The 1456-nt window shown below is 72.2% G+C and carries 1 protein-coding gene; it reads left to right on the top strand.

From position 1 onward, the window contains the following. Window positions 1–1456 (top strand): beta-ketoacyl synthase N-terminal-like domain-containing protein (locus EES42_RS43085; RefSeq protein ID WP_241196971.1); only part of this gene is annotated, 1456 nt, incomplete at both ends.

The raw sequence follows: 1456 nt of genomic DNA on the forward strand, positions 1-1456 counted from the left end.
GCGCATGGCCCGTGCCGGTCTCCCCGCTCTCACGGCGGAGCAGGGCCTTGCCCTCTTCGACGCCGCCGAGCACACGGGCTGGGGAGCGGTGCTTCCGCTCCGGCTCGACCTCGCGGTGCTCCGGCGGGGTGCTGCGTCCAACGGCGTGGCGCCGCTGATGCGCGGCCTCGTACGCGTCCCGAACCGCCGTGCCGCGAAGTCGGCCGCGGCCGAGTCGGCGCTCGCCGACCGGCTTGGCGGCCTCGGCGAGGCGGACCGTACAGCCATGGTCATGGAGCTCGTGCGCGGTGAGGTCGCTCTCGTGCTCGGTCACGCGTCGCGAGACGCCGTCGTGCCGGGGCAGGCGTTCAAGGAGCTCGGCTTCGACTCGCTCACGGCGGTGGAGCTGCGCAACCGGCTCAACGCCGAGACGGGCCTGCGGCTGCCCGCGACACTCGTCTTCGACTACCCCACGCCCGAAGCGCTGGCCGAGTTCATCCTGGACGAGGTCGCGCCCCGCGAGGACGACCTGGACCATGGGCTCCCCGCGGTGCTGGGCGCGACGGACGAACCCATCGCGATCGTCGGCATGAGCTGCCGCTACCCGGGCGGGGTGCTCAGCCCGGAGGACCTGTGGCAGCTGGCGGTGAACGGCCGCGACGGCATAGCGCCGTTCCCGACCGACCGCGGCTGGGACGTGAGCAGCCTGTACGACCCCGACCCGGACAGCCGCGACACGTCGTACACGGCTGAGGGCGGATTCCTCTACGACGCGGGGAAGTTCGACCCGGCGTTCTTCGGCATCTCGCCGAACGAGGCGCTGGCGATGGACCCGCAGCAGCGGCTCCTCCTCGAAGCGACATGGGAGGCAGTCGAGCGGGCCGGCATCGACCCGACGTCCCTGCGCGGCAGCCGTACCGGCGTGTTCGCCGGAATGATGTACCACGACTACGCCTCGCAGGTCGCCTCCGTGCCGGAAGGCGTCGAGGGCTTCCTCGGGATCGGTACGTCGGGCAGCGTCCTGTCCGGCCGAGTGGCGTACACCTTCGGTCTTGAGGGACCGACGATGACGATCGACACGGCGTGCTCGTCGTCGCTGGTCGCCCTCCACCTGGCCGTCCAGGCCCTGCGCAAGGGCGAGTGCACGATGGCGCTGGCCGGTGGTGTGACGGTGATGTCCACCCCTGGCGCGTTCATCGAGTTCTCCCGCCAGGGCGGCCTCGCCTCCGACGGCCGCTGCAAGTCGTTCGCGGCGGGCGCGGACGGCACGGGCTGGTCCGAGGGCGTCGGCATGCTCCTGGTGGAGCGCCTTTCCGACGCGCGGCGTCTGGGCCACGAGGTGCTGGCGGTCGTGCGCGGCAGCGCGGTGAACCAGGACGGTGCGTCCAACGGCCTGACGGCTCCGAACGGCCCGTCCCAGCAGCGTGTCATCCGCCAGGCCCTGGCCGACTCCAGTCTGCTGGCCTCGCAGGTGGAC

It is taken from the genome of Streptomyces sp. ADI95-17, assembly GCF_003846175.1.
Taxonomy (GTDB): domain Bacteria; phylum Actinomycetota; class Actinomycetes; order Streptomycetales; family Streptomycetaceae; genus Streptomyces; species Streptomyces sanglieri.